The organism is Massilia yuzhufengensis (assembly GCF_900112225.1).
In the GTDB taxonomy this organism is placed as follows: Bacteria; Pseudomonadota; Gammaproteobacteria; order Burkholderiales; family Burkholderiaceae_D; genus Telluria; species Telluria yuzhufengensis.
The window spans coordinates 157,751-178,136 of sequence record NZ_FOLD01000007.1 but is presented as its reverse complement, the minus strand read 5'-3'; the positions used below and the strand labels follow the sequence as shown (position 1 = coordinate 178,136).

General features: G+C 65.7%; 18 protein-coding genes. 8 read left to right on the top strand and 10 right to left on the bottom strand.

Going from position 1 to position 20,386, the window contains the following annotated elements:
• Window positions 1-64: 64 nt before the first annotated feature.
• Window positions 65-628, bottom strand: coding sequence for a hypothetical protein (locus tag BM031_RS25005; RefSeq protein ID WP_143084540.1), 564 nt, complete (start codon window positions 626-628; stop codon window positions 65-67).
• Between the two features lie 184 nt (window positions 629-812).
• On the opposite strand from BM031_RS25005, the gene BM031_RS08760 reads away from it, so the two are divergent.
• Window positions 813-3,158, top strand: a complete 2,346-nt coding sequence (locus BM031_RS08760) for a DUF4214 domain-containing protein (protein ID WP_143084539.1) — start codon at window positions 813-815, stop codon at window positions 3,156-3,158.
• A gap of 398 nt (window positions 3,159-3,556) precedes the next feature.
• On the opposite strand, the gene BM031_RS08755 is transcribed toward BM031_RS08760, so the two are convergent.
• Window positions 3,557-4,288 (bottom strand): UCP032817 domain-containing protein, encoded by a 732-nt coding sequence (locus BM031_RS08755; protein ID WP_091873926.1) that lies wholly within the window; start codon window positions 4,286-4,288, stop codon window positions 3,557-3,559.
• Window positions 4,289-4,600: 312 nt separating this feature from the next.
• On the opposite strand from BM031_RS08755, the gene BM031_RS08750 reads away from it, so the two are divergent.
• From BM031_RS08750 to BM031_RS08730, 5 genes are all read left to right on the top strand, one after another.
• Entirely contained in the window at window positions 4,601-6,250 is a 1,650-nt protein-coding gene (locus BM031_RS08750; protein WP_091873923.1) for a SulP family inorganic anion transporter, read from the top strand.
• Window positions 6,251-6,397: 147 nt separating this feature from the next.
• Complete coding sequence (locus BM031_RS25000; RefSeq protein WP_143084538.1) at window positions 6,398-6,772, top strand: SpoIIAA family protein; 375 nt, start codon at window positions 6,398-6,400, stop codon at window positions 6,770-6,772.
• Between the two features lie 147 nt (window positions 6,773-6,919).
• Window positions 6,920-7,363 (top strand): hypothetical protein, encoded by a 444-nt coding sequence (locus BM031_RS08740; RefSeq protein ID WP_143084537.1) that lies wholly within the window; start codon window positions 6,920-6,922, stop codon window positions 7,361-7,363.
• A gap of 143 nt (window positions 7,364-7,506) precedes the next feature.
• Window positions 7,507-7,938: an ankyrin repeat domain-containing protein gene (locus tag BM031_RS08735; RefSeq protein WP_091873915.1), complete on the top strand. Its 432-nt coding sequence runs from the start codon at window positions 7,507-7,509 to the stop codon at window positions 7,936-7,938.
• Between the two features lie 139 nt (window positions 7,939-8,077).
• Window positions 8,078-8,482, top strand: coding sequence for a DUF1428 domain-containing protein (locus tag BM031_RS08730; protein WP_091873913.1), 405 nt, complete (start codon window positions 8,078-8,080; stop codon window positions 8,480-8,482).
• Window positions 8,483-8,526: 44 nt separating this feature from the next.
• Here the strand turns inward: BM031_RS08730 and BM031_RS08725 are convergent, their stop codons facing one another.
• Window positions 8,527-10,014, bottom strand: a complete 1,488-nt coding sequence (locus BM031_RS08725) for an alanine/glycine:cation symporter family protein (RefSeq protein ID WP_091873910.1) — start codon at window positions 10,012-10,014, stop codon at window positions 8,527-8,529.
• A gap of 155 nt (window positions 10,015-10,169) precedes the next feature.
• Entirely contained in the window at window positions 10,170-10,586 is a 417-nt protein-coding gene (locus BM031_RS08720; RefSeq protein ID WP_091873908.1) for a DUF2141 domain-containing protein, read from the bottom strand.
• Between the two features lie 99 nt (window positions 10,587-10,685).
• Here BM031_RS08720 and BM031_RS08715 point away from each other — a divergent pair, with 99 nt between their 5' ends.
• Window positions 10,686-11,213: a sterol desaturase family protein gene (locus tag BM031_RS08715; RefSeq protein WP_091873905.1), complete on the top strand. Its 528-nt coding sequence runs from the start codon at window positions 10,686-10,688 to the stop codon at window positions 11,211-11,213.
• Here the strand turns inward: BM031_RS08715 and crtB are convergent.
• The 5 genes from crtB to BM031_RS08690 are packed head-to-tail and all read right to left on the bottom strand — an operon-like array spanning window position 11,116 to window position 17,059.
• Window positions 11,116-12,090 (bottom strand): 15-cis-phytoene synthase CrtB, encoded by a 975-nt coding sequence (crtB, locus tag BM031_RS08710; protein WP_091873903.1) that lies wholly within the window; start codon window positions 12,088-12,090, stop codon window positions 11,116-11,118. The genes BM031_RS08715 and crtB overlap by 98 nt on opposite strands.
• Window positions 12,087-13,598, bottom strand: a complete 1,512-nt coding sequence (locus tag BM031_RS08705; protein ID WP_091873900.1) for a phytoene desaturase — start codon at window positions 13,596-13,598, stop codon at window positions 12,087-12,089. Before BM031_RS08705 ends, crtB begins: the two co-directional genes overlap by 4 nt.
• Complete coding sequence (crtY, locus tag BM031_RS08700; protein WP_091873897.1) at window positions 13,595-14,776, bottom strand: lycopene beta-cyclase CrtY; 1,182 nt, start codon at window positions 14,774-14,776, stop codon at window positions 13,595-13,597. The genes BM031_RS08705 and crtY overlap by 4 nt, the downstream gene beginning before the upstream one ends.
• Entirely contained in the window at window positions 14,769-16,070 is a 1,302-nt protein-coding gene (locus BM031_RS08695; protein WP_091873895.1) for a glycosyltransferase, read from the bottom strand. Before BM031_RS08695 ends, crtY begins: the two co-directional genes overlap by 8 nt.
• Window positions 16,070-17,059: a polyprenyl synthetase family protein gene (locus BM031_RS08690; RefSeq protein ID WP_091873892.1), complete on the bottom strand. Its 990-nt coding sequence runs from the start codon at window positions 17,057-17,059 to the stop codon at window positions 16,070-16,072. The genes BM031_RS08695 and BM031_RS08690 overlap by 1 nt, the downstream gene beginning before the upstream one ends.
• A 310-nt stretch (window positions 17,060-17,369) precedes the next feature.
• Here BM031_RS08690 and BM031_RS08685 point away from each other — a divergent pair, with 310 nt between their 5' ends.
• Window positions 17,370-19,268: a hypothetical protein gene (locus BM031_RS08685; RefSeq protein WP_143084536.1), complete on the top strand. Its 1,899-nt coding sequence runs from the start codon at window positions 17,370-17,372 to the stop codon at window positions 19,266-19,268.
• Window positions 19,269-19,343: 75 nt separating this feature from the next.
• Here the strand turns inward: BM031_RS08685 and BM031_RS08680 are convergent, their stop codons facing one another.
• Window positions 19,344-20,357: a porin gene (locus tag BM031_RS08680; protein ID WP_091873887.1), complete on the bottom strand. Its 1,014-nt coding sequence runs from the start codon at window positions 20,355-20,357 to the stop codon at window positions 19,344-19,346.
• Window positions 20,358-20,386: the final 29 nt, after the last annotated feature.

Sequence of the window (20,386 nt, the reverse complement as noted above, 5' to 3'; positions counted from 1 at the left end):
AAAGCAAGCTTGGGCACCGGCCTTCGCCGGTGCGACGGTCTTTCGTGCCGTGGTCGTAGCGAGTTTAGAACCCACGCCCTGACCCAATACTGATCCCACCGCTTCCCGCACCACCCATCCCACCCGGCCCCTGTCCACGCCCACCACCCTCCGGCCTGCCCCCACGCTCCGGCCGCCCTTCGCCCTTGCCCGATCCCGGCTCCCCCGGTTGCCGTTCCAATGTACTCCTGAACCGCGCCAGCACCAGCTTGCGCTGGCGGTCGTCGAGCGCATCGTTCACCGTCAGCCACGCCTCCCGCAATTCGCGGTCCTCGTCATGCAGCAGCGCCGCATCGTCCTGCAGCGGCACGGCCAGCGCCCGCAGTTCGGCAACGGGATCCGCCGCAGCCTTCCTGGCTGCCGCATCGATCAGCTCGCGCCGCTCCTTGCGTGCCCGCAGGATGACGCGCGTCTTGCGCATGCTCCGCTCCCACAACAGGTTCTGGTTATCGGTCAGGGCAAGTTCCTTCTTCGCGTCCGCCGCCTGCATCAGCAGCTCCTCGGCGCGCCATTCGGTCAGGGAAATACCGCGGGCTGCAGGCAGGAGGAAAACCAGGCTGGCGGCCAGGGCGATGTGTGCAAACTTCATAGGTACTCGGCAAAAAGGAAAGGGGCGTCCATTCTCTGTTGCCGGCCAGTTAACTGCTGTTAGCCAGCTGTAAGCAAATGTTGCCGCTCCGGTTGCAATCAAACAACGTTATAGAAGCAATAGTTTCCACTTGGTAACAGCAATCGATATACTGCCGGGCATACATACCGAACATGGAGACCTTGTGCTGGCACGCCGGATTGCAACACCCTTAGCCCTGCTTCTGCTCGCCGCATGCGGCAATTCGTCACAGGACTCGACCGGCACGCAGCAGTCGCGCCAGTTGTCGGTCGGCGTTACCGCCGCCGCGCCCGTGGCGGCGGACTACTACCGCGTCGTCCAGCAGATCTACGTCGGCTATTTCGGACGTCCCGCCGACGTCGGCGGACTCGACTGGCACGCGAAGGTGCTGCTGGCCGCCGGCGCACCGACCGACATCGCCGGTATCGCCCGGGCCTACGACAGCAACGCCGCGCTGCGCGCCGAGATCGACAGCTTTGGCACCAGCGCCGAATCCGCCGCGCTCTACCCGGGCGACAATGGCCAGTTCATCGACGCGTTGTACCGCAACCTGTTCGGCCGCGCTGCTGACGAGGGCGGCAAGGCGTTCTGGGCCAATGCCCTGGACCAGAAGTTGATGACGCGCGCCAGCGCCGCCATCCAGCTGATGTCCGGCGCCGGTGGCGCCGACGTGACCATCATCGGCAACAAGACCAGCGTCGCCAGCGCTTTCACCGCGCAGATCGTGACACCCATACTGGCCCAGGGATATACCGGGCTCGCATCCGATGCGGTGGTCCGCACCATGCTGGGCCAGGTTGGCGCCACCACCGACCTCGCCGCCTTCAACGGCACCATCCGCTCGACCCTGACCTCGCTGGCCGGCTCCGTGGCCGCCGCCAATGGCTGGGACATCGTACCCGCCGCGCCGGCAATGAATTCGGCCGCGCCGAAAGCGCCGGTGGTCCTGGCCACCCAGGTGGTGGCCCGTCCGCCGGCCGTGCCGGCCGCGCCGCCGGTGCCGGCCACCCTCGCTGCGGCCCCCGGCGGCAGCAACCTCAAATTGTGGCTGTACGACCCGCGCAGCACCGGCAGCGTGGCGCTGGCCACCGGCATCTTCCTGCGCAACGTGACGGCCAATGGCGCCTGGTCCTTCGTCGGCGCCAACGCGGACGGCAGCCTGTACCAGCAGCTCGCCGCCGCCACCAGCTACGAGTTCGATACGGTCGAACCGAACGGCACGGCAACGACGCTGCAGCGCCACCGCTACCAGGTCAGCGTCTCGGCCACCGGCGCCGTCTCGCTCAAGGACCAGAACGCGAACGCCAACGGCATCTATGCGGTTACCCTCGACATGGCGCCGACCGTGAGCCCGCAAGTGCAGAAGCTGCAGGACGCGCTGCGCGCGCTGGCGGCCCAGCCGGTGTCGGCCTTCAAGCCCACCTCGCAATGCCAGCTGGTCGACGCCGTGACGCCGCAGCGTGCCTTCCATACCGACCTCTCGGCCGGCTTCCCGAAAGTGCGCACCCGCCTGCCGTCCTTCGGCCATGTGCGTTCCCTGATCATCCCGGTCGACTTCCCGGAAGTGGCGGGCACCGATGACCCGGGCAGCTTCTTCACGCCGCTCGCCAACGAAGTGCGCGACTTCTACCACAAGCAGTCCTACGGCCGCCTGGCCTTCGACTTCGATATCCTGCCGAACTGGGTGCGCCTGCCGTTCAACCCGTCGAAGTATGGCTTCACGTCGGTGAACGGCTCGGGCGATTTCACCTCCTACCGCAACGACATCTTCGCGATGCTCGACGGCCAGGTGGACTTCAGCAAGTACGACGCCGTCTACATCCTGGTACCGAAGCAGATGCCGATGTCGAAAATGGGCTATGGCCCGGCCATCACCGGCCCGACCTGGACCTCCACCGGCTACGTGATCAACGGCGCCACCGGCGGCGCGGACATGTACCTGACCCCGGGCAATGAGTGGCGCTGGATGGCCCACGAAACCGGCCACGCCTTCGGCCTCTACGACGAAGACCTGGACCACAAGACCCAGACCCTGGGCCACTGGGGCGTCATGGCCATGAACTGGAGCCGCAACGCCATCGAGAACGTCAGCTGGGACCGTTACCTGATGGGCTGGCTGCCGGAAGAGCAGGTCGCCTGCCTGCCGAAGGCCGGCCTGGACGCCACCGGCACCTCGGTCACGCTCGGCCCGCTGGTGCGCCAGAGCGCCGACACCAAGGCGGCCATGGTGCCACTATCAAGCACCAAGATCCTTGTCATGGAATCGCGCAAGAGCGAAGGCTACGACCGCATCGCCGCCGGCAACGAGGGCGTGCTGGTCTACACCGTCGACATGACGGTCGGCACGCTCAAGGGCGGCTACCGCACCGTGCGCCGTAGCGGCTCGGTCGATCCGAACTTCGAGGATGCGGCGCTGCGCGCGGGCGACTCGGTGACGGTGGAGGGCGTGACGGTGACGGTGACGGCGTCCGGCAAGGATGGCGATACGGTGAAGCTGAGCCGGCATTAAGGCTTACCCGCCCGTCATGAAGTGAGGCGGGCGGGCCTGCTTCCCGCTCGTGCGCACTTGCCTGCCGATATACTCGGCAGGTCGACGAGCGTGGATCCAGCATGCCCGGATAGACCTTGCGCTGCGCCGCTGCTTTGCCTTGCCAGTTGTTCGCAGGCCCAGCTGAATGCGACGATGGCGTCTCGCCAGCCGACACCGCTCGACGCGCTCACGCCCTACGGCAAGCGCGAGCCGCTGCGCTCCATCCGCTCGGGCGAGAAGGGCATCACTGGCTTCAGCCACAAAAATCGCGCTTTACGAGTTGCGTCTCGCTACTACGTGACTGCCTGGGCTGCTTTCGGCCAGAAGCGGGCAGTGAGATCGGTGAGCACACTGCCAAAAACGCCAAGTTATGGTGCTCAATCGCCTCCGCCGCACCCACCACCGCATCCACCGCCGCCATCCCCGCAATCTCCACTGCTGTCGCAGTCGCTGTTGGTTGAAGCGACATAGCCGTCCCCACCATCCTGCCGCCTGCGCAACGCTTCCGCGTGGGTCTCTTCGGTAATGTAGCCAGCCCCCAGTAGCGCCGCCAGCGAGAGTTCGGGCTGGGGGGGCGCTGTCCTTAGCCTGCGCCCCGTCGCATCGAGCCGGGTGTAGGTGACCTCGCCGTGCTGGGTCGCGTAGCCATGGCCGCGCGGCATCCGCAGCCGCGCATCCAGGGTGAACAGGCGCGGCAGCGCCGGTCCGTGGGCGGGAATACCTTCCTGCGTGCGGCACACCACCAGTGTCCTGACCAGCGCGCCCTGGTCCAGCCTGTCCGCCTCCAGGTGCGGTACCGCGGCCCCGAAGTGGCGCCGGCAAAAGTGCTCGAGGCCTTCCGGATCGTGCCTCAGCCAGGCGTGCCACACCGAGTCCGCCGCCAGTGAGGGCAACGCGCAGGGGCCGCCCTGCGTGGTGACGTCGAAGAAGCCGAGCAGCCCTTCCGCCGCGCGGACGAAAAAAAGGGCATCCCTTGGGATGCCCGGAAACTCGGTCGATGCGCCGTCCCGCCACGCTGCCTCCAGCCCCGGCGGCAGTTCCGCCAGCGCGGTCCGATAGCCCGAGGTCCGCAGGTGGCGGGTGACGCGCAGATTGTTCAGCCAGTTCATCTTGCCTCCTTTGTCGTTGTTATTGGCATCAATAGCGTAAGACAGGAATATGACAGCAAGATGACAGCGCTACACGCCTCTTCCGGTACCGCATTTGCCCACGCGTGGGGCTAGCCCGGCCGCGTCGGCGCCGCTAGATTGGAACACCGGTTGTGCAGGCGCCGCCCGCCGTCCGATCTCGCCGCCTGACCATGACACTTCGATTTCTCCCGATTGCGGTCCTCGCCCCGTCTGCTTTGGCTCGGAAGCGGTCGCGACATAGGTCCTGCCGTGGTAGCCTTGATAAAGGCGGCTGAGCACCTTGGAGGAAAAATGATTGCGGTCCTTGAGAGCTATCGGGCTGGTCTATTTGCCCGGCCCCTGTGGGCAAGTAACGTCGTGGCAGGCGTCATCGTCGGTGTTGTTGCTCTGCCTCTGGCCATGGCTTTCGCTATCGCTTCGGGCGCACGGCCTGAACAAGGTCTCTACACAGCCGTTGTAGGTGGCCTGGCAGTCACACTGTTTGGCGGCAGTCGTGTGCAGATTGCGGGGCCTACCGGGGCGTTCATCGCCATCCTTTCAGGTGTCACGGCAAAGTACGGCATCGAAGGACTGCAGACGGCTACCCTGATGGCGGGGTGTATGCTCGTCTTAATGGGCCTGGCCAAACTCGGCGGCGTCATCAAATTCATTCCCGCGCCGGTCATTGTCGGATTTACCTCGGGTATCGGCGTCATCATATTCGTTGGCCAGTGGCGGGACTTCCTCGGCTTGGCGAAGGTTGGTGGCGAGCACTTCCATGAAAAGCTTTGGCACCTGCTTGGGGAACTACCACAGCTTCACTGGGCAACGACAATCCTTGCCGTGTTTAGTCTGCTGCTGGTGACAGTCGCGCCCCGCGTCAAGTATCTGACGCGTATTCCTGGACCATTGATTGCCATGGTGGTAGTCACAGCCATCCAGGCGACGTTTCACTTCCCTGGTGTTGCCACAATCGGCAGCGCCTTTGGCGGCATTCCGATCGGGTTGCCAGTCTTTCACCTGCCCACGCTCTCGGTGTCGGAGGGCCTGACCCTGATTGGCCCAGCCTTCACCATCGCGATGCTTGGCTCAATCGAATCGCTGCTGTCAGCTGTTGTGGCCGATGGGATGAGCGGAACAAAGCACAACGCTAATCAGGAATTGATCGGACAAGGGCTTGCCAACATTGCCGCGCCGTTGTTTGGCGGGTTTGCGGCGACCGGGGCGATCGCACGAACCGCGACCAACATTCGTAACGGCGCCACAAGCCCCCTTGCTGGCATCATGCATGGGGTCACCCTGATAGCCATCCTGTTGTTCCTGGCACCGCTGGCGTCGAGTATTCCGCTGGCTGCTCTCGCCGCGATCTTGTTCGTCGTTGCCTGGAACATGAGCGACGTGAAGCACTTCGTCCACCTCATGCAACGCGCACCAAGAGCCGATCGTGCCATCCTTGTCATCACATTTCTGCTAACGGTTTTTGCGGACCTGGTTGTCGCGGTCAATGTCGGAGTGATCCTGGCCATTCTTCAGTTTCTGCGCCGAATGTCTGAAAGCGTCGAGACGTACGGGATTGAGCATCACGAAATTGCGGTGGAGTTGGCAGCGGCAGGGCTGTCCAAGCTGCCTGCCGAAGTTGTCGTGTATGAAATATCCGGTCCAATTTTCTTTGGGGCAACGGAGAGGTTTGAGCGGGTGTTGCTGGAGACGCATGCGATGCCGCAGGTTCTTATTCTTCGGCTGGGTCGCGTGCCGTTTATAGACATAACCGGTCTGCAATCACTCGAGGAAGTCATTACGGAATTACGCAAGCGAAAAGTCATGGTACTGCTCTGTGAAGCCAATAGCCGGGTTCTTGGTAAACTAAAGGTGGCCGGGATTATCACCGCAGACGATGATACTTACAGCGCAACGTTACCTGACGCGCTGCTCCGCTCGTCGAGCCTCATCCGGTTTCCATGAACCAAGTACACTCGACCGTCTGCTTCGTGTCGAAACCGGACCGCCGCAGATAGACCTCTACCGGCCAAGAGCGGTCACACCTAACGAGCGGTTGCCGCTGGTATTGCGGGTGGAATTGCGAGCTTTAAACTAATTTAACTGGATAAGATGCCAAACACTCAACTTTGGATTGAACCTCTTGGCAATGTCGTTGTGGCTCGAATGAGGGGCGAATTAACCGAAGGCATGCTTGAAGAAACACACGAGCGGGTAGTCCAACTGCTTCAGGATACGGGTTACACACGCGTACTCTACGACGGACTGGAAATGGAGTCGCCTACCGTCGATCTTGCACTGGCGCAAGAAAAACTCGACAACAGAACAAGGCAACTGTTCCAAGATCGGCCTCTCCGTAAAGCTGTTTTGGTTCCGAATACACGATTGGCTTATTTGGCCCGGATCGCCTTCGGGCAATTTGGCGAGGGGGAATACCGCGTTTTCTATAACGACCTTAGCCAAGCCTTGCATTGGCTTGAGGATTAAGCGGACCGTCCGCTTTGGGTCGGTTGCTGTCCTTCGTGACAGTCTGCAATTTTCGGCCTTGGCGAGCTGCTATGCTGAGCGCACGGCCGCCTTCGGCCAGGAGCGGACATTCACTTCCATATATGAACGCTGTTTGTGAAGGTCACCATGAAGCCAGGTATCAGATTTACCAAGCTTTCGTCCGATGAAGACATGCTCACGCTAAACGTCGAGATTTTTGATGGGCGTTCGCTATTCACAACGGATGTTTACGTTGGACATTCGCATCTGGCCGGTATCGTATTAGGTCTTCACACGTTCAAGGACCATATCTACGGAGGGCTGTTCAATCTCCGTTTCGGTGAATTTGGACCAGAGTACGCATCGGGTGCGCTCGACGTTCGCATGCATTTCCGCAAAGGAGCCAAGCTCTTTTTACGCGTGATGGCACAGTCGAAGTTCAGCGAATTCGGTGATCGAGAGGTGGCTAGCGAGGCAACTTTATACCTGATGTCTGAGCCTGCACGACTTGATAATTTTATCCTTGCTCTTCGTATGTTGAGTGACGGAAGTGTTGACCAAGCCGAGCTAGAAATAATCGAATGGGACTAGCCCCATGTGTCTGCTTCGGATCGGGTCCGGCCCCTCGTGACACTCTGCGATTTTTCGGCCTTGGCGACCTGCTATGCTGAGCGCAAAGGCCGCGTTCGGCCAGAAGCGGACAGATTTGATAAAGGCCTTGGAATCGAATATCAATGACTACCTACAAGCATGACGATTGGTTCGAAGCCGAGCGCTTGCATCGTGCTGCCGAAGATGGGGATCTCCAAGAGATCGCGCGCCTTATCTTGTCTGGATACGATGTGAACCTATTCGATGACATGGGCCACACACCAATGCATCGCGCCGTCCTAGGCGGACAAAACGACGCAGTACAGGTTCTCCTTCGACAAGGAGCCGACGTCAACGCAAACGACCATGCGACGATTGGCGAAACGCCTTTAGGGCTTGCCGTGCAGGGTGAGCACAGCGGACTGGTACGCCTGCTGCTTGAGTCTGGCGCGGATCCCGATATCACAGGCTGGATGGGCTTAACAGCACGGATGCGTGCTGACCACCGAACTGACGCTACGGGGCGAGATATACGTGAGGCTCTGGCCCGCCGCTCACCGAAATCGGGTCCTTAGCTCCCGCCAATGTAACGTCCGCAATGGGTCGAAAGCAGACAGTCGCGCATCATTTACGCCCTGCCAGTTGTGGCACAATTCATTGACCAAGCGACTAATCGATACCGTGTACATCTTGCCCGTTGCGAAAGGAACCAGCATGAGCTACATCGACTGTTTCATGGCCCCAGTCCCGCGCGCGAACATGGCCGCGTACGAGGCGCTGGCCAGGCTTTCTGCGAAGGTGGTCAAGGAATACGGGGCGCTCAGCGTGATGGAATGCTGGATCGACGAGGCAGGGCCCGACGCGCAGACCTATCACGGAACGGAAACCAGGCAGTCCCAAGTGGAATACCCAAGCTTCGTCACGGCTGCCGGTGCCGGGCCGGACGACACCGTGGTCATCTCCTATGTCGCGTGGCCCGATAAAGCCACGCGTGACACCGGCATGGAAAAGTTGACGAGTGACCCGCGCATGCAATTCGGCGGTCAAGCCCCCGTCTTCGACGGAAAGCGCCTCACCGCCGCGGGGTTCAGGCCGATTCCAGGTCTCGACGAGGCCTGAACCCCAGGTAGTCGACGCCAACACTTCGGCTGGCGTCGAACCACTTAGTTGACGAGGTCCTTGGGTGAAACAACGCCGCTGTCCGAGCGTGCCTTGTTCAAGGCCACGCGCTGCTCCCAGAAATGCGCATTCTTGATCCCCAGCGCTACCGGATCGAATTCCGGATCCTTGCCCAGCTTCTTCTGCGCCTCATAATCGCGCAAACACGTGAACGCCACGTCGCGCAGCAAGACGATCGCAATCAGGTTCAGCCACGCCATCAGGCCCACGCCCAGGTCGCCCAGCGCCCACGCCACGTCCGCCGTCTTCACCGCACCATAGATGGTCGCGCCGATCATGCACAGCTTGAGCACCACGCCCATCCAAGGACGGTTGGTCGCGCGATTGAGGTAGGCGATATTGGTTTCGGCGATGTAGTAATAGGCCACGATCGTGGTCCCCGCAAAGAACAGCAGGGCGATCGCCACGAACAGCGAGCCGAAGCCCGGCATCACGTTTTCCAGCGCGGTCTGCACATAGCCCGGGCCGGACGCCACGCCCTGCACGCCGATGAACATCGGCGTGCCATTCGGCGCTTCCACGTTGTACTGGCCGGTAATCAGGAGCATGAACGCCGTGGCCGAGCACACGAACAGGGTGTCGATGTAGACCGAGAAGCCCTGCACCAGGCCCTGCTTGGCCGGGTGGCTCACTTCCGCGGCCGACGAGGCGTGCGGGCCGGTGCCCTGGCCGGCTTCGTTCGAATACACGCCGCGCTTGACGCCCCACATGATGGCCATGCCGATGATGGCGCCGAAACCGGCGTCCAGGCCAAAGGCCGAGCTGATGATCAGCTGCAGCACGCCTGGCAGCTTGTCGATGTTGATGGCGACGATGAAGCAGGCCACCAGGATGTAGCCGATCGCCATGAAAGGCACCACGAATTCGGCGAAACGGGCGATGCGCTTGACACCGCCGAAGATGATGAATCCGAGCACGACAGCCAGCGCGACGGCGGTATAGCTGGTATCGACGCCGGCGGCCGTTTTCAGGCTCTCGGCGATCGAATTGGCCTGTACGCCCGGCAGCAGCACGCCGCAGGCGAGGATGGTCACCAGCGCGAACAGCACGGCATACCATTTCACGCCCAGGCCTTTTTCAATGTAGAAGGCCGGGCCGCCACGAAATTGCTTGTCGACCGATTCCTTGTAGACCTGGCCCAGCGTGGATTCGACGAAGGCCGAGCTGGCGCCGAGGAAGGCCACGACCCACATCCAGAACACGGCGCCGGGGCCGCCAAAGGTGATGGCGGTGGCGACGCCGGCGATATTGCCGGTGCCCACGCGTCCGGCCAGGGTCATGGCCAGCGCCTGGAAGGACGAGACACCCTGCTCGGAACTCTTGCCGTCCCATAAAAGGCGCAGCATGCCGCCGATGTGGCGCAACTGGAGGAAGCGCGAGCGGATCGAAAAATACAGGCCGACGCCCAGGCAGAGCGCGATCAGCGCCGGACTCCAGACAACGCCATTGATGGCGGTAATCAACTCATTCATTCACTTGTTCCCCGTAGCTGGCAAGCGCAGGCGCATGAACCTGCGTGCGTGTCATCGATCATCGCCGGGGTGTCGCCCCGGCTGCTTGTGGGTCACAACGATACCTGAACAGTTATCGAATTCCTACCGATATTTCTTGCTGTAATTACAGTGGCTCAGTGGAGGCGAATCGCCGCCACCGTCGTCCCCTCGCGCACTTCGATGACGGCGTCGTCGAAGCCCGGCGGCCCGAAGCGGTTTTTCGCGTCGCGACTGAATCCGTAGTTCTCGCTCGGGATGCCGATGAAGTTCCGGTCGAGCTTGCCGTTCTCGTTCGCATCCTGGAAGGCCAGCACCGCCCAATTGCCAGGCGGGATGTCCTTCAGTGTGACAACCGTCTCGCCCGCCTGCGCCGGCACCGACGCGCTGTAGGTGCACTCCTTGAGGAAACGTTCGCGGTCGCACACGGCGACGCTGACCTTGCCCCTGGCGGCGACGTTCGACACCCGCACCTCGACCGTGGCGGCGCTGGCAGGCAGCGCGGCCGAGAACAGCAGCGCACAGGCGAGGAGGGCGGTGATGGGATGACGCATGTTGTTCCTTTCAAAAATTGCGATACTGCACCGTCGATGACCCGCGCCCGGCAGGGGCGGGATCCTGTGCCGGCACGGGGTTCGTGGTAGGCTTTTGCCATGCTGCTCAATACCTTCATCGTCCTGCTCACCATCGTGCTGATGGAAGTGTTTTCCATCGTCGCGCACAAGCACATCATGCATGGCTTCGGCTGGGGCTGGCACAAGTCGCACCACGAACCGCGCACGGGATGGTTCGAGAAGAACGACCTGTACGCCATCGTGTTCGCGGGCGTGGCCATCGCCCTGATCTGGTTCGGCACGCGCGGCGCCCATCCGCTCGAATGGATCGGCGCCGGCATGACCGCTTACGGTTTCCTTTACTTCGTCGCCCACGACGGCCTGGTGCACCGGCGCTGGCCGTTCACCTACACGCCGCGCAGCGGCTACCTCAAGCGCCTGTACCAGGCCCACCGCATGCACCATGCGGTCGACGGCAAGGACGGCGCGGTGTCCTTCGGCTTCCTGTACGCGCCGCCGGTCGCCACGCTCAAGCGGCAGTTGCATGCGCTGCATGGGGGGCGTCCGCCGCGCGCCCAGGGCGCTGCCACAGGGCCGCAGGACGCGCCCGCATCGCAGGACCACTAAGGCGCGAGCCGAGCGCGGTCGCGGCCCCCTTCGCCAGCAGCCACAGCTTCATCGCCTTGCTGGTGCCGGCGCGCTCGTCCCACGCGTGCGCGCCGCGGCGTTTTACCTTGATGCCGATCTGGCGGTACACATTGCGCGCGCTGGCAATGGCCCAGGCCGAGCGCAGGGGCAGGGCGGCGATACCCGCCAGCGCCGAGTCGTAATACGGTTCCGCATGATCCACCAGCCGCGCCGCGACCTTCGCCAGCGCCGCGCGGTGGCGCGGGTCGGCCACTTCGTCCGGGGCAATGCCGGCCTCGCGCAGCCACTGGGCCGGCACATAGCAGCGGCCCATGCGCGCGTCTTCGACGATGTCGCGCGCGATGTTCGTCAGCTGGAAGGCCAGGCCCAGGTCGCAGGCGCGGTCCAGCACCGCGTCCTCGTGCGCGCCCATGATCGAGGCCATCATCAGGCCGACCACGCCGGCCACGTGGTAGCAGTAGCGCAGCGTGTCGTCCAGGGTCTCGTAGCGCGCGCCATCGACGTCCATCGCGAAGCCGGCCAGGTGGTCGAGCGCGAAGCGCGGGTCGATGCGGTGGCACAGCGCCACTTCCTGGAAGGCGGCGAAGGCCGGGTCGTCCATCGGCGCGCCGCCGTAGGCGCGGCGGGTCTGGGTGTCGAGCACGGCCAGGGCCGCGGCCGCGTCATGCGGGGCGGCACCCTCCACGTTGAAGCCGAGCTCCTGGCCGTCCACCACGTCGTCGCAATGGCGGCACCAGGCGTAGAGCATCAGCACGCTGCGCCGGGTGGCCGGGTCGAACAGGCGCGCCGCCGCCGCGAAGCTCCTGGAGCCGACTTCGATCGTGCGGGTGGCGTGATCCATCAGCGCTTCGCTCATGCCGTCACCCCTTCCAGCATCAGGCCGGCCGTCGCCTTGGCCGACCCGATCACGCCCGGTACCCCCGCGCCCGGATGGGTGCCGGCGCCCACCAGGTAGAGGTTGGACAGTTCGCTGTCGCGGTTGTGCGGGCGGAACCAGGCGCTCTGGGTCAGGATCGGCTCCAGCGAGAAGGCCGAGCCCACATGGGCGTTGAGCTGGTCGCGGAAGTCGAAGGGCGTGAAGATGCGGCTGGTGACGAGCTGGCTGCGCAGGCCCGGCATGTAGCGCTGTTCGAGGTAGTCGAAGATGCGGTCGCGGTAGCGCGGGCCTTCCACGTCCCAGTCGATCGGCGCATTGCCCAGGTGCGGCACCGGCGCCAGCACGTAGTGGCTGCCGCAGCCTGGCGGGGCGAGCGAAGGGTCGGTGACGCAGGGCGCGTGCAGGTAGAGCGAGAAGTCGTCGGCCAGGGTATCGCCCTGGAAGATATCCTTGATCAGCTCGCGGTAGCGCGGGCCGAAGCAGACCGTGTGGTGCTGCAGCTGCCGGTGATGGTGGTCCAGGCCAAAGTACAGCACGAACAGCGAATTGCTGAAGCGCTTCTTGCTCAGCGACGCGCCTTCGGCCGCGCCGCGCGGGTGCTGGCCCAATAGCTGCGCGTAGGTGTGGACCACGTCGGCGTTGGAGGCCACCGCGTCGGCCGCGAACAGGCGCCCATCCTCGACCCGCACCCCGGTCACGCGGTTGCCCGACGTTTCGATGCGCGCCACCGGGGCATTGACTTCGATACGCCCGCCGATGTCCTCGAACAGCTTCACCATGCCCCGCACCAGCGCGCCGGTGCCGCCGCGCGGGAACCACACGCCCCACTTGCGCTCCAGCGCGTGGATCAGGGTGTAGATCGAGGACGTCGCGAACGGATTGCCGCCCACCAGCAGCGAGTGGAAGGAGAAGGCCTGGCGCAGGTGTTCGTCCTGGATGAACTTCGCCACCAGGCTGTACACGCTGCGCCATGCCTGCAGGCGCGCCAGCTGCGGGCCGGCCGCGATCATGTCGCGGAAGGACAGGAAGGGCACGGCGCCGAGCTTCAGGTAGCCTTCCTCGAACACCGCCTTCGAATACGCGAGGAAGCGTTTATATCCCTCCACGTCGGCGGGATTGCGCGCATGGATCTGGCGGTCCAGCGCCTCCTGGTCGTTCACGTAGTCGAAGTGGCTGCCGTCTTCCCAGCACAGGCGGTAGAAGGGCGAGACCGGCAGCATCTCCACGTAGTCGCTCATGCGCTTGCCGGCCACCGTGAACAGCTCTTCGATGCAGGACGGGTCGGTGATGACGGTGGGCCCGGCGTCGAATACGAAGCCCTGGTCCTCGTACACATAGGCGCGGCCGCCCGGCTTATCGCGCTTTTCCAGCAGCGTGACCTGCATGCCGCTGGCCTGCAGGCGGATGGCGAGCGCGAGCCCGCCGAATCCGGCGCCGACGACGACCGCCTGTTTCGCTTGCCGGAAGGGTTCAACCATGGTGTTCATGCGGGTTTCCTGATCTGTTCGGGGTGGATCTTGCGTGCGGCGGACAAGGCTTGCAGCACCGGCACCGGCGGCTTGCCGCTCAGCAGACGGATCTTGTCGGCCAGGTGCAGGCGGCCGGCGTAGAAGCGCGCGATCAGTGGCGCCGGCAGGCGGTAGAAGCGCTGCATCACGCGCCAGCGCTGCTCGGGACGGCCGGCGAGGAAGAGCATGCGGTTGAGCAGGCGGTAGAAACGCTGGCCCTGCCACTCGCGCCGGGCCTCGTCCTGGATGGCGTCGAACAGCGCCGGGGCAGCCAGGTCGGGCAGGGCGGCGATGCGCTCGCTGAGCCGCACCGCGTGCGGCAGCGAGTAACCGGTGGTCGGGTGGAACAGGCCGGCGCGCAGCCCGCTGCTGGGCTGCCCGGCCAGGTCGGCCCAGAAACCGTCGAAGTCGCCGGCCAGCACGATCGGCAGCGAACCCTGTTCCTCGCGCAGCACCTCCAGCACCTGCCAGCCGCGCGTGCGCACGTAGGCGGCGATATTGGTGCGCAGGCGCTCGGGCTCCCAGGCGGCGGTATCGACGTAATGCGTGTCTTCCACCAGCACCCGGTCCGGGCCGAAGGGCAGCAGGTAGACGAAGCGGTAGCCGCCCTGCTGCTGCACGGTGGCGTCCATGATGACCGGCGCCGCCAGCCCGTGCGGCGCGGCCAGGCGCAGCTCCTGGCCCAGGAAGGTCTGGTAGCCGAGCGAGAGCCGGGCGGCCGGCCGCATCCCGCGCCCGTCGATGACGGCGTGCGCGTGGATCGTTTCGCCGCTGGCCAGCAGCACCGAGGTCGGGGTAAGGCGCGCGATGCGTGCGCCGGTGCGCAAGCAGGGGCCGAGAGCGGCCTCGATGACGCGCGCGAAATCGCTCGACGCGATGCTGGCGTAGCCGCCCTCCAGCGTGCGCGCCAGTTCCGGGAAGGCCACCTGGTAGCACGGCCAGCGGTGCGAGACCAGCGGCGCGATCCATGCTTGCTGCTCTTGAGTCAGGTCGCTGTCGTGGAAGGACCAGGTGTGGTTGCCGCCGATGCGCTCGCCGCCTTCGAGCAGCAGGATGCGCAGCTCGGGGCGCACGCTGCGCAGGCGCCAGGCCAGCAGGCCGTTGGCGAGCCCGCCGCCGGCCAGCACCAGGTCGTAGTCGGGCGCCGGCTTATCCACCTGCGGCCACGCTTTCCCGCACCTGGCCGAGGCCCAGGGCAGACTCGACGATGCTCGCCGCGCGCGCCGCGCCGCCGGCGGTCTCCACGCTAGAGGACATGGCCTCCAGTCGGGTGGCGAAACTGGACTCGCCCAGCAGGCGCGCCAGCTGCCCGCGCAGGGTGGCGCTGCCGGCGAAGCGCGGCGATGCCTTGAGGCCGATGCCGGCGTGGACGACGCGCGCCGCCGCGCCCGGCTGGTCGAAGGCGATCGGCAGCGCCAGGATCGGCGTGCGCGCGCTGATCGCGTCCATCACCGTGTTCAGGCCAGCATGCGACACCACCGCGTCGGCATGCGCCAGCACGGCGCCCTGGTTGGCGAAGGCGCAGACCCAGGTCGCCCCGTGCCGTTCCAGGGCGCGCTCCTGGCCCGCATCGAGCCCACCGCAGTGGGCCACCAGCAGCTGGGCGTCGAGCGCGCGGCAGGCGGTGGCGATGCGTTTGAACAGGCCGAAGCGCTGGCCCTGCAGCGTGCCGAGCGAGGCGAACACGAAGGGCCGGCCGGGTGCGATCGCCGGCATCGGTGCGTGGTCCGGCGCGCTGCCGCGCCCATTCGGGCGGCGCAGCGGCCCCACGTGGTGGAAGTGCGGCGGCAGTGCGCGGCGCGGGAAGTCGAATGCCTCGATGGTCTGGCTGACCTGGGCCAGCGGCGACAGGCACTCGTGCAGCGCGCCGCGCCCGCCCAGGCCCAGCCGGCGCGCATTGGCGTCGATGCTGCGCCGGTGCGGCCCCATCATCCAGTCGTAGACCCGGGTGCTGCCTTCGACCATCTGGTGGCCGCGCGCGTCGTCGGCATAGGCGAAAGGCATCACGGGCAGCGGGATGCCCGGTTCGCGGTTCACCGGCAGCGCACAGGCGACCGAGACGAAGGGAATGCCCAGGCCCTCGGCCACCAGGCCGCCGGCCGCTTCCATCTGGTCGGCGATGATGGCGTCGATCCCGAGCGCGTCGATGGCGCGCGGCAGCGCGTGGCACAGCATGTCGGTACTGCGCGCCATGTCGAGGATCACGCCGCGCAGTCCGAGCGGCCCGCCCGGGTTGGCGGCGCGCCGCAGCGAAGCCGCCAGCGAGCCGGCCGGATAGCGGTCGGCCCCCACCGCATGGAAGGCTGCCAGCGGATCGCGCAGGAAGGCGGCGGCGTCCGGCCGCTGCAGGAAGGTCACGCGGTGGCCGCGCGCGGCCAGTTCGCCGGCCAGCGCTTCCAGGGCATTGAAATGGCTGAAGAACGCGGGTGCAACAACACCAAAATGGGCCATCAGTTCACCAGGGCTTCGCGGGATCGCGTCGCCTCGGTGGGCAGGCGCGGGCGGCCGCGGTCCTGCGCGAACAGGCTTTCGAGGAACTGGCGGGTGGCGCTGCGGGGACCGAGCGCGGCGTCCAGGTGGCGCTGGGCGTCGTGCAGGTGCCGGGCCAGGCGGCGCTGGGCCTCGTCGGCCCCGACCGAGGCGAGCAGGGTGGTCTTGCCCAGGTCCAGGCCGGTGTCCTTGCCGGTGACCGCGCTGTCATTGCCGGGCAGGTCCTGGAAGTCGTCGCGGATCTGGAAGGCGTGACCCGCCGCCAGCGCGAAGGCGCGCAGCGACTGCGCCACGCCGTCGCTGGCCTGGGCGATGATGGCGGCCATGTCGACCGCCACGCCGAGCAGCACGCCGGTCTTGAGTTCATTGGTGGTGGCGATGGCGTCGAGCGTGCGGGCGCCGCCGTGCAGGTCCTGGAACTGGCCGCGCACCAGGCCTTGGGTGCCGATGGTCTCGGCCAGCCTCCCGACCAGGCGGGTGCGGGTAAGGGGCGGGATGTCCTGGGCGGTGGCCAGCACGCCGAAGGCGCGGCTGAGCAGGGCAACCGAGGCGAGGATGGTGACGTCTTCGCCGTACTGCACGTGGATGGCCGGCTTGCCGCGCCGCAGCTGGGCATTGTCCATGCAGGGCATGTCGTCCAGCATCAGCGAGGCCGCATGCACCATCTCGACCGCACAGGCGACGTCGGCCAGGGCCGGCGAGGTGCAGCCCAGGTCGCGCGCGGCCAGCATCACCAGCAGTGGGCGCATGCGTTTGCCGGCGCTCAGCGCACCGGTGCGCATGGCGGCGCACAGCGGGTCGGCGGCGTCGCCGCATTCGGCCAGCAGCGCGGCGATGCGCTCTTCGATGGCGGTGCGCAGCGTTGCCAGCTGGTCCGCATGGAGGGTGTCCCTTTGTGCGATGTCGAAACCGCCCGGGAATCCGTCAAGCCGCCGTGTCGCTGTAGTCATGCGCTAACCCCTTCACCGGAAACCGGGAATAAAAACTGTCAAATTTACTGACGATGATACCGAACACAATGCTGTGCAATCGCCCATTGTGTCAATCGTGTGCGCCCGCCACACCGCCTGCGCACCACCGCATTGCTGTCAAAGGCGTATTAAACTTGAAAAACAGGCCACGTTCGCTTGCGCCACGCAGGTAAGCGGGACAACCATGGGACGCAGCGAGGCGAACCATCGCCTGTGGTAGTGAGAAAGAGCGGATTTTGCCGTGCGGAAACTTGTTATGCTGTATCCCTCATCCTCACCAGGCTTCGCCATGCCATTGCACTCTCTACCTTGCCACGAATCCCGACGCTTGTCGCGCAAGGTGCTGGCGCAGGCCGGCCTGGCCGTGTCGCTGCCCCTTGCGGCAGCACCGGACGCCCTGGCCGTCGGCGGGACCGGCTGCACCTATTTCCCGGCTACCCCGAACGGCAAGCTGCTCGCAAGCGGCACGCCCGCGCAGGTCGATGCCGCGCTGCGCGACTGGCTCGATTTTCGCATCAAGCAGGCCAAGCCGGCGCGCATACTGGGCTTCGCCAGGCAGGCCACAGCCGCCGAGCAGGCCGCGTTGCGTACGCGCGAGGCCTTGTCCATCCTGGAGGGGACGCCCGGCGCCACCTGCGACGCCGGCCCACTGCTGCGATACGCGGTAGGGGCGGGTAACACGCCGGTGGTGCGCTACCTGCTGGACAAGCCGCTCGGCGTGGAGCCCGCGGTGGACAAGGACATCCTGTTCCAGTGCGAGGGCCGGCCGCAATCGACCGACGCCGCGCCGGCGCTGCGGCGCGCTGCGCTGGCCGCGGTGATCGATGCCGGCAAGGCCGACGTCAACGGACGCAAGAACGACGAGTATCCGATCCGGTTCTGCCGCGATCCACGCATCGCGTCGCTGCTCATCGCGCGCGGCGCCCGGCTCGCCATTCCCTTCAGCGGATCCAGCCCGGCCCAGAACCTGGTCGAGGATGCCGTGCTCGCAGCGACAGCGCCGATGTCCCGTGGCCGGCGCGAGCACGTCGAGACCAACCTGCAGCGGGTGAAGCTGTTCGCAGCGGCAGGCGTGAGCACGAAGATCGGCGCGCAGGTCGAGCGCAGGGTGAAATGGTATTGCCACGAACAGGACCGCGCCACACTCGGCGAGCCCGACCTGTGCAAGGAACTGGCCGGCCTGGTGCAGCTCACCCCCGGCACGCTGGAGCCGTCCGCCGCGAAGGCGCCGGCGGCCAGCGCCGCGATGGTGCCGTTCGCGTTCCCGGCCCCGCCTCCGCCCAAGCCCGTGCCCGCACCGCTCGAGGCGCCGTACCAGTTCCCGCGCGGCCAGACGCCCGCGCCGGCGCAGTCCTGTTCGTTCATGGAAGCGGAGCTTCCGCCCGACACCATCGTGGTGGTCGCGGGCGGCTATGCCGGACGCAGGCTGCCCTTCCAGATCGACCAGAGCGGCAGCCAGGCGACCCAGTTCGACATCGCGGTGCATGCGGATAAACCGGTGGCGCTGGTGCTTGGCGCCTACGACCCGACGATCTGGTCGGTCGGCTGGAGCGAAGGCACCCGCATCGTCGCGGTATTCGCCACCGGCTACCACCGGCAGGCGGTAGCCGGGCTGCCCAAGGGTACGCCCGTCATCACCACCAGCTACGAGCCAAGGGGGGCCTGCGGCTACCGCTACTTCAACGAGGGCGCCTCGCTCGACTCGGTCAATTCGTCGGCGCGCCAGGCGTTCCGGCGCAATGCCACCAGCGTCTACACGAAGGCGCGCGGCGGGCGCATCGAGATCACCGAGTCGACCCGGCCGCTGCAAGGGTATGTCACGTCGCCCGATACGCCGCCCGAGTCCTTCCGCGACCGCGCGGCGCCCCAGGCCGGCAAGCCGGGCCTGCAGGACGCTCAAGCGCGCGGCATCCTGCGCCCGGTTGCGCCGTCGGATATCGAGGTGGTGCGGGCGCATTTCCGCGCCACCGCCGGCCAGGCCGGACCGCCGCGGCCGGAGCTGCTGCGGCGCCTCGAGGACGGCTACGTGGTGATGAAGCCCTTCGCGTATCCTGCGGGACTGTTCGGCGCCCATTCGTCCGCCTTCATCATCGGCAAGGGCGTTGCGCCGCCGACCGGCAGCCCGGGCCACAGCACGGTGGTGGACCTGAACGCGGCGCTGCCGTGCAGCGGAGTGTTGTGCCGCTAGCCGCGCCACGAAAAATGCCGGCGTGTGCCGGCATCGGTGTTGCGCACGCGGCGAGCGCCGCGTGTGAGGAGGCTCTTAGAACGCGTGGCGCACGCCCACGGTGAACACCGACGGATCGGCGCCCAGCGCGGTGGCCGGCGGGGTGACCGCGGTCGACGAGGAGCTGATGCCGAACACGCCGCGGCCGTTGTTGCGCAGCTGCGCGTAGGTCGAGTAGATGTTGGTGCGCTTGGACAGCGTGTAGGTGTAGGCCAGCGACACGGTGTTGCCCTTGGCGCCGCTTTCGATCTTCTGCTGCTGGAAGTTGACGAAGAACTTGTTGGCGCCGGTGGTGTAGGCCACGCCCAAGTTCGTGTTCTTGTAGGCGTTGTTGGCGCCGGTCAGGTCGGCTTCCAGGTAGTTGCCCTTGATCTCGAAGGCGCCCATGGTGTAGCCCGCGCCGATCGCCATTTCCTTGTCGTCGCCGGTGGCCAGGCGCTCGTACTGGTGGTAGCCCGCGCCCAGGTAGAGGCCGCCGTTCTTGTATTCGAGCGACACGCCCACCAGGTCGGCCGACGGGTCGGCGGTGCGCTCGCCGGCCGAGTAGGCGGCGTTGACGGTGAAGCCGCTCAGCGCGTTGGATTTGTAATTCACCGAGTTGGCCAGGCGGCGGGTCAGGCGGTTGGTGCCGAAGGCCGACAGGTTGCTGCCGAACATGCCCTGGCCCAGGATGTCGGTGGCGGCGGCGACAGCGGCGATCGGGCTGTATTCGCGGCCCACGGTCACAGTGCCGAAGTTACCTTGCAGGCCGACCACAGCGCGGCGGCCGAACAGCGCGGAATCGGCGGCGCCGGTGTCGAGGGCGACCCCGGCTTCGATGTTGAACATTGCTTTCAGGCCGTTGCCCAGTTCCTCGGTACCACGGAAGCCGATGCGGCTGCTCGACTGGTTACCCGAATTGATCACGGTGCGACGGTCTTCACCCGGTGCGTCGGTGTCTTCCACGGCAACCGCTGCGTCCATCACGCCATAGATGGTGACGTTGGTCTGGGCTTGGGCGAACAGCGGGAGGGAGGACAGCAGGGCAGCTGCCAGGTACTTATACTTCATGAAGATCTCCAGTAGGTTTGGACAGGATG

Excerpts from the sequence above, each read along its gene's own strand:
- BM031_RS25005 (WP_143084540.1), bottom strand. The coding sequence starts at position 628 with ATGAAGTTTGCACACATCGCCCTGGCCGCCAGCCTGGTTTTCCTCCTG.
- BM031_RS08740 (WP_143084537.1), top strand. The coding sequence starts at position 6,920 with ATGAAGCCAGGTATCAGATTTACCAAGCTTTCGTCCGATGAAGACATG.
- BM031_RS08705 (WP_091873900.1), bottom strand. The coding sequence starts at position 13,598 with ATGAACACCATGGTTGAACCCTTCCGGCAAGCGAAACAGGCGGTCGTC.
- crtB (WP_091873903.1), bottom strand. The coding sequence starts at position 12,090 with ATGAGCGAAGCGCTGATGGATCACGCCACCCGCACGATCGAAGTCGGC.
- BM031_RS08715 (WP_091873905.1), top strand. The coding sequence starts at position 10,686 with ATGCTGCTCAATACCTTCATCGTCCTGCTCACCATCGTGCTGATGGAA.
- BM031_RS08720 (WP_091873908.1), bottom strand. The coding sequence starts at position 10,586 with ATGCGTCATCCCATCACCGCCCTCCTCGCCTGTGCGCTGCTGTTCTCG.
- BM031_RS08755 (WP_091873926.1), bottom strand. The coding sequence starts at position 4,288 with ATGAACTGGCTGAACAATCTGCGCGTCACCCGCCACCTGCGGACCTCG.
- BM031_RS08685 (WP_143084536.1), top strand. The coding sequence starts at position 17,370 with ATGCCATTGCACTCTCTACCTTGCCACGAATCCCGACGCTTGTCGCGC.
- BM031_RS08695 (WP_091873895.1), bottom strand. The coding sequence starts at position 16,070 with ATGGCCCATTTTGGTGTTGTTGCACCCGCGTTCTTCAGCCATTTCAAT.
- BM031_RS08735 (WP_091873915.1), top strand. The coding sequence starts at position 7,507 with ATGACTACCTACAAGCATGACGATTGGTTCGAAGCCGAGCGCTTGCAT.
- BM031_RS08730 (WP_091873913.1), top strand. The coding sequence starts at position 8,078 with ATGAGCTACATCGACTGTTTCATGGCCCCAGTCCCGCGCGCGAACATG.
- BM031_RS08750 (WP_091873923.1), top strand. The coding sequence starts at position 4,601 with ATGATTGCGGTCCTTGAGAGCTATCGGGCTGGTCTATTTGCCCGGCCC.
- BM031_RS08725 (WP_091873910.1), bottom strand. The coding sequence starts at position 10,014 with ATGAATGAGTTGATTACCGCCATCAATGGCGTTGTCTGGAGTCCGGCG.
- BM031_RS08690 (WP_091873892.1), bottom strand. The coding sequence starts at position 17,059 with ATGACTACAGCGACACGGCGGCTTGACGGATTCCCGGGCGGTTTCGAC.
- BM031_RS08680 (WP_091873887.1), bottom strand. The coding sequence starts at position 20,357 with ATGAAGTATAAGTACCTGGCAGCTGCCCTGCTGTCCTCCCTCCCGCTG.
- BM031_RS25000 (WP_143084538.1), top strand. The coding sequence starts at position 6,398 with ATGCCAAACACTCAACTTTGGATTGAACCTCTTGGCAATGTCGTTGTG.